General features: G+C 53.4%; 4 protein-coding genes. 3 read left to right on the top strand and 1 reads right to left on the bottom strand.

Annotated elements, in window-relative coordinates:
• Window positions 1–149: 149 nt before the first annotated feature.
• Genes tnpA through tnpC form a run of 3 tightly spaced genes read left to right on the top strand, consistent with a single transcriptional unit; the run spans window position 150 to window position 2,474 of the window.
• On the top strand, window positions 150–557 hold the full coding sequence (gene tnpA, locus BUC32_RS18580) for an IS66-like element accessory protein TnpA (RefSeq protein ID WP_073256621.1): 408 nt from the start codon (window positions 150–152) through the stop codon (window positions 555–557).
• A complete protein-coding gene (gene tnpB, locus BUC32_RS18575; RefSeq protein ID WP_073256618.1) occupies window positions 554–907 on the top strand; it encodes an IS66 family insertion sequence element accessory protein TnpB in 354 nt (117 codons plus the stop codon). Before tnpA ends, tnpB begins: the two co-directional genes overlap by 4 nt.
• A gap of 55 nt (window positions 908–962) precedes the next feature.
• Window positions 963–2,474, top strand: a complete 1,512-nt coding sequence (gene tnpC, locus BUC32_RS18570; RefSeq protein WP_073256633.1) for an IS66 family transposase — start codon at window positions 963–965, stop codon at window positions 2,472–2,474.
• Between the two features lie 72 nt (window positions 2,475–2,546).
• Here the strand turns inward: tnpC and BUC32_RS18565 are convergent, their stop codons facing one another.
• The gene (locus BUC32_RS18565) at window positions 2,547–5,915 is read right to left on the bottom strand and encodes a DEAD/DEAH box helicase family protein (protein WP_073256615.1); all 3,369 of its coding nucleotides are present in this window, start codon (window positions 5,913–5,915) and stop codon (window positions 2,547–2,549) included.
• Window positions 5,916–6,000 lie beyond the last annotated feature (85 nt).

Below are 6,000 nucleotides of genomic sequence, written 5' to 3'. Positions count from 1 at the left end.
CTTCCGTTTCGACATCGTCGATCTCCTTCGTGTTGAAGATCAACAGACAACAAATCGCAGCTTACGTCAGTGTCCGAATTTCGGGGGGTAGCTCATAACGTTATGATCTGCGATTCCGTGCGAGACGTATTTCCTCACGGAGTAGCTCCATGGATGATCACAGTGAGTTTCTCACAAAGTTTGGTCTGGTTATCGGCCCGACGGGTCAGCGGCGTTGGCCGAATGACCTGAAAGCGCGCATTGTAGCTGAGACTTTGGAAGATGGTGCTCAAGTGCAGGACGTGGCAGCGCGTTATGGACTGCGAGCTAATCATTTGTCGGCGTGGCGGCGTTTGGCACGGGATGGGAAGTTGGTTTTGCCTGCGCCACCGGGTGATGCTGAGCCGGTACAAGGGCCGGTGTTCGCACCCATGGTTATTGAACCTTTAACGGAGCGTTCGGAACCGGACGTGGCCAGCGCAACGGTTGAGATTGTGCACGGTGATGTTGTGATCCGCCTGGGGTGTGATACCCCGGCCAATCGGATCGCCGAGATTGCGCGGGCGCTGTCGGGGTGATCACGCCGTCGCACAAGGTTCAGATTTTTGTGGCCACTGATCCGGTGGACTTCCGCAAAGGTCATGACGGGCTGGCGGCACTGGTGCAGAACCACCTGCGCCAGAAGCCCTTTGATGGATCGGTCTATGTGTTCCGTGCCAAGCGGGCGGATCGGCTGAAGCTGGTCTACTGGGATGGCACGGGGTTGGTAATGACCTACAAGCGGCTCGAAGATAACAGCTTCAAATGGCCTGCTATCAAGAACGGGGTGATGCGTCTGGAACCGGCGCAGTTTGAGGCTCTGTTTGCGGGTCTGGATTGGCGACGCGTACGCCCCTTGGAGGTGGCGGCTCCGGCTGCGGCGGAGTGACTCACGGGCTGGTTTGTACGGGGCATTTACTCCTTGTTTTGCTATGCCGATGGCCATGAATGCGCTTGATAAATTGCCCGATGATATTACCGAGTTGAAGGCGATCATCCGTGCCCAGCAGGATCAGAATGCACGGCTGGAAGCTCTGCTGGCGGCGTTCAAAAAGGCGCTCTTTGGAGCCAAGTCCGAGAAGATCGACCCCGACCAATTCGAGTTGAAGCTCGAAGATATCGAAACAGCTATCGCCCAGGTCGAGGCAGAGGTGGATGCCGATGAACGTACCGCACCAGTACGTCCGCCCAAGCCCCGCCAAACCAATCGCGGATCACTGCCCAGGCATCTGGAGCGGATTGAAAAGATCATTGAGCCGGAGACCACCTGCACCTGTGGGGCCGTGCGCCACGTGATTGGTGAAGATATCAGCGAACGATTGGATGTCATCCCGGCCCAGTTCCGCGTGATCGTGACCCGCCGCCCTAAATATGCCTGTCGCTCATGCGAGGACGGTATTATCCAAGCCCCAGCACCGGCTCACATCATCACGGGTGGGGTGCCGACAGAGGCCACTTTGGCTCACGTTCTCGTCTCGAAATACGCCGATCATCTGCCGCTCTATCGCCAGGCGCAAATCTACAGCCGCCAGGGCATCGACCTTGATCGTTCAACGCTGGCCGCATGGGTTGGCAAGGCGGCGTTCGAGCTGACACCCGTCTATGAGGCGCTGATGGCAGATCTGAAATGGTCGACCAAGCTCTTCATGGACGAAACGCCCGCCCCGGTTCTGGCGCCGGGTCACAAACGCACCAAAACAGGATACTTCTGGGCCTTGGCGCGTGATGATCGCCCATGGGACGGTGATGATCCACCCGGTGTGGCCTTCACCTACGCGCCCGGCCGATCCGGTCAATACGCAGACAAGATTTTGAACGGCTTCAGCGGTATTTTGCAAGTGGATGGCTATGCAGGCTACAACCGCCTGCTCAGGCGCCCCAATGGGGAGGTGACACTGGCCTATTGCTGGGCACATGCAAGGCGCAAGCTCTACGATGTCTCGCAATCCAGCACGGCCCCGATTGCGCAGGAAGGGCTCGCCCACATCCAAGCGCTGTATCGCATCGAGAAAGAAATCCGGGGTCAATGCCCCAATGCCCGGTACACTGCTCGCCAGGAACGATCAAAACCCATCATCGAAGCCTTCGAAGGCTGGCTTGCTCAAGGCCGGGCTCGCGTCTCCACCAAATCCCCGACCGGAGAGGCCCTCAAATACATTGCCAAGTACTGGGATGGTTTGTGCTTGTTCCTGACGGATGGCCGCGTCGAACTCGACAACAATGCGGTCGAACGCACCATCCGCCCCATCGCGCTGAACAGAAAAAATGCCCTCTTCGCCGGGCACGACACTGGCGCACAGAACTGGGCCATGATTGCCTCCCTGATTGAGACCTGCAAACTCAACGCAGTCGAACCGCACGGCTACCTGTCTGGAATCCTGACCGCCATCGCCCAAGGCCACAAACAGGCTGACATCAAAGACCTGCTGCCGTGGAATTACGTCAGATCAGTGTGACCGGCGCACCGCTTACAACTATACTCAAGTATTGGACGCCAATTGAGTATCATTGTTCGGCACCAAGATAATTCAGCGCTCGCCGATCCCCTCAGAGAAAAACACAACAGAAATCCGCTTTCCGATCTCTGGTTCGTGGGTTTGTGATAGCTGGTCCGCTTCAGCAAACACTTGTTTCATTAACTTATGGATTTCTGTGGAGCGGTGAACGTCACTTTCAAGCTTTTCAAGGATGGCTTGGAGGGCGATATAGCCTTTGGGAAGACCTTCATAGGCAAAGCTGTCACGCACTTCGTGTTTTGCTTGCTCCCAAAATGGGTCAAGTAAACGGCTCCATGACTCACAGACCATTTCTATTGCTGGCAGTGACAAGTGCCCAAACAACTCCTGATCATCACGATCACTCCCGCTCTTTCGGCTCATGAACTGAGCACATGCTTTTAGCAAGCTTTCGACACGTGCTGGGCGAAGATCCCATTCGGCAAGCTTGCTTATCTGAGAGGAAATGATCTCAAGAGACCTTGAAAGATCTTCTGCCGACACATGCGCACTGTGCATGTTCAAGCTTTTGGTTCTCTGAAAAGCCGCTTCCAGTAGTTTTGCACATGTGAGTTGGTCGCGAACCAGAGTGACGCCTGATGTTGATTTCTGAAGCAAAAGCAAACGTGGCGGGAAAAAACTATTGGGTTTACTTACGCCCTTTAAGTGAAGCGCTGTGAAGCTCTCCCTCGCCGACAGTAGTGCCAGTTCAGCGCCCCAAGCGCCTTGAATATTGGCCTTTTCTATCAAGCTGAACCTGTCACGAGAGATCGTCTGCTTTGTCCGACAAAGGACATCATGATAGTTTTCATCCCGCAGGCGACGCGGTGACCGTAGATATTCGACAACGCTCTCCAAAATCACTTCCGCGTCCTCTGAACCTTCTTCCTGCACCGCATCAATGAGCTCTTCGCCGGCCAACGTTCGGTAGTTCTCAATTCGTTTTGCGATCTTCTCATCTGATGCAAACTGCCCGACAGGTATGTCGACAAGGTGGTAGTTAACGGTTCCGAAAGGACTGTCTATTCGATCAATTCGTCCCAGACCTTGTATGAGTTCTTTCAGGTTGGAAGTGACACCGAGCAAAACCAGAGTATCTGACGATTGCAGGTTGATGCCTTCAGCCATTTTGTATGTCAGGAAGACAGATGCTGGTCCTTCCGGTGCATTTTTTCCACCTGGCCGGAAGTAAGATTCAACTGATTTACCCTGCTTGATGCGTTTGAAACCGTCAGTGGCCTCCCCGAAGATGGCCCTAACAGCGCGTTCGTCGCCTTTTGTCTGGTTGCCAACCACAAAGTTGGCATGTGGCCCTTTGCGAGAAAGGGCTTCCGCAAAGATTTCCAAAGTATCTGTGCGTTCTGCGAGAAAAACGACTCTTTCATTTGATCGTTGAATCTTCAGGCAGGCTTCATACCGTTTTTCATCGAGTTCGTGTAGTGCGGCCAGACCAAGCTTTTGAGTCAGTAACTCGCATTTTCGGGCTGGGGGAGGAGCTTCAATTCCCATCATAGCGAACATGTCAGACTGATTTTGGTTTGTTGCTCGCCTTTTGGATTTGGTGCCACGCTCAAAGTCTCGAAGCCATTTTCCTATAGCGCCATGTGACATCTCCCAATGAGCCTGTGCAGAACTTACTCGAAGGATGTTCAATAGGTTGCGGATAAATAGCTGATCCTGAGTGCTTTGCTGGGTGCTCACATGACCGAAACGGCTTTTCTCGACAGCTGTTACTCGACCGCCGGGAGCTAGATCTTTGCAAAGAGAAACGATTTCCTCCAACCGGGCTCGCTGAGGTTGGGTAGCTTTAAGGGAGCCTAGGCGCCCGTGATTGGCCAGCCTTGGATAGCTGTGTTTGGTTCGGTCTTCATTTTCGCCAATGCAATGCCGCTGTCGACGTGCCAAAAACGGTGAAACAAGTGCGGAGAGTTCAGTGCGGGCCTGGCGAGACAGTGTCGTTTCTGGCTTGGACAGAACGGCCAGAGGTACTTCCTGCTTGAAGATGTCCACGGGCGCTTGCGTCTCCCTGTCAAACAATTCGCCCATGGTTTGGATGAAAGCAGGTGTCATGAAAATCGAAGCCCGCTTCTCCTGCATGTGAGTTAACCAATCGACGTCGCGATTGCCAAGGAGCGTTGCGGACAGGCAGACGTTCCAACTTGGCGGAGCAAGTTCAATGGCTGATGCCATTTGGGAGGCTTGCTCAAAACCGGGGGATACAGTGTGGCTTTCGTCAATGATGAGGACACCAAATTGATCCAGTCTCAAACCAGATTTGTTTTCGTCGCCTGCGCCCCGCAAATGCTGTCTTGCAAGCTTAGTATTGGCCAGCGCCCTAAGGGAATTCGTAGAGTACTTGTTCCAGCTCGGTATGACCTTGGGAGGCGCTATGACGGCCGCGTTCTTGCGGGCGACACCGTGAACCGGTGAGCGTGGAATTACATGAGCAAATGTTTCGGACAAGGCTTCCGCCAGATGGCAACCTATCTCTGTCTTTCCAGATCCTGTCGGCGCTTCCACAAATGCAATGCCATGTTCATAGACGATGGAGCAGGCCTCGTAGGTTAACTCTTGTTGATAGCCGAAAAGAGTGTGCGTCGTTATTTCCTTACGATCTCCTGTTAACCAGGGTGCAAATCCCTTTTGTTCCGAGATCGTGCGTGCCATCGCGTCTTCAGCCGTGACGGGCTTAATGAGCTTATCCAGAATCTCAAGTGCTTCGGAATTCCAATCTAGGGACGCTTCCCAAGCCTGTTCGGCGGCCTTCTTGCGCTCGATCTGAAAATCGTGAGTTCCAGTGTCTATGCTGTCAGCATATTCGATGTTGCTATAGAGACCGGATCGGGAAAAGTTCGCTGAACCTGCTACGGCGCCTTCCGGTGAGCTGACTATTTTTGAATGCAATCGCCGCTCGCCTGAAATTCCCATCGTACTCTTGGCAAGGTCAGGGTCAAAAACACGGAGATCGACTTTTCCAGACTGGATTGCGTTTTTGGCGAGCACCGCCAAAAGATCATGGTCTTCTTCTACTTGAAGCCCGGAACGCTCCAGCCAGTAGAGTTTCATTTCTTCAGTGACTGGCGGCGGATTGGTCAGTCGCTTTGCATTCCCTGTGTCTATTCCAAACGATATCCGAATCCGAATATCTGTCTCGCATTCGAGGTCTTTCAGCTCTGGAAGCTCTTTCATTAAGATTGAAAGGGAGGACAAGAAATCCTGATACCCCGTTACAATCAGGCAGTCACCTGAGAGAATATGGGGGCGGTACAACTCAATGACAGGACGGTCGATGTTGGTTCCGACTTTCGCAAGCAAACCGTCGTCGGTTCCGTCAGCCGAAGTCGGATCAGTTTTTGAAATCTGTCTTGGTTTGGATCGAAGCCAATCAGGGAGAGAAAACAATGAGTTCTTCTTGGTTTAGGGGCGGATATTCCAATAGTGATAACGAGAGCCTATGCGTTCAAGACGACCCAGACGAAATGACGCG

The sequence above is a fragment of the Shimia gijangensis genome, assembly GCF_900142085.1.
In the GTDB taxonomy this organism is placed as follows: domain Bacteria; phylum Pseudomonadota; class Alphaproteobacteria; order Rhodobacterales; family Rhodobacteraceae; genus Shimia; species Shimia gijangensis.
The sequence above is the reverse complement of the archived record's forward strand: the minus strand, read 5'-3'. Positions and strand labels throughout refer to the sequence as shown.

Excerpts from the sequence above, each read along its gene's own strand:
- tnpC (WP_073256633.1), top strand. The coding sequence starts at position 963 with ATGAATGCGCTTGATAAATTGCCCGATGATATTACCGAGTTGAAGGCG.
- tnpA (WP_073256621.1), top strand. The coding sequence starts at position 150 with ATGGATGATCACAGTGAGTTTCTCACAAAGTTTGGTCTGGTTATCGGC.